The organism is Fulvivirga imtechensis AK7, assembly GCF_000331535.1.
In the GTDB taxonomy this organism is placed as follows: Bacteria; Bacteroidota; Bacteroidia; order Cytophagales; family Cyclobacteriaceae; genus Fulvivirga; species Fulvivirga imtechensis.
Genome location: NZ_AMZN01000168.1, coordinates 1 through 650 on the forward strand (window position 1 = coordinate 1; position 650 = coordinate 650).

Sequence of the window (650 nt, forward strand, 5' to 3'; positions counted from 1 at the left end):
GATCTGTGCAAATCAGGTATGCCGGCCTTCTGTATAGTAATTTCGATTTTTTTGTTAACCGATAGGAAAGTGGTCTTATGACTACAAGCTGAAGATCTTGTTTGCCGGCTTTTCTCCAGCGTATGTCCTTAATTACCTTAACATTAAATTGGTGCATTTTCCCTGCTGCATAAGCCACTACTTCCTGCCACGGGTAATCTTTTAATTGCCGTATCTCTTCAGGAGTAGGTAGTTGCTGACCATACACCCGGTTCCTGCCTACTCCTTTACCTGTTTGCGGAAGCCTATGAAGTACTGTATCCTTCCTTATTCTTCCGATAAGAGTAGTACGCTCCGGAAGATTTTTCAAAACAGTTTCATTTGAATAACTGCTATCTACACTGACAACCAGTTGTCGGCTTTTTGCACCATCATCATCTAATTTTTCCCGGAGTACCTTAATCCGCTCTACCCCTTGTTGACTTAGCTTAGCCTGCTTTTGTTTTTCTTTGTAGTCATCCCATACAGCCTGATCTTCTTCTGACTTCTTTGGCTTTTTCACTGTAGGAGCGTGGAATAGCTCTACAGGAATAGCACGTGCCGCAGATGGGCCCTCATTTTCCGGAAGGGATATGGAAAGTTGTATGAATCTTTGTCCCCAGATGAAGTTG

At 43.1% G+C, this 650-nt stretch carries 1 protein-coding gene; it reads right to left on the reverse strand.

The window, feature by feature from the left end:
- A partial coding sequence (locus C900_RS27515; protein WP_040497701.1) for a hypothetical protein occupies positions 1 to 650 on the reverse strand: 650 nt, incomplete at both ends.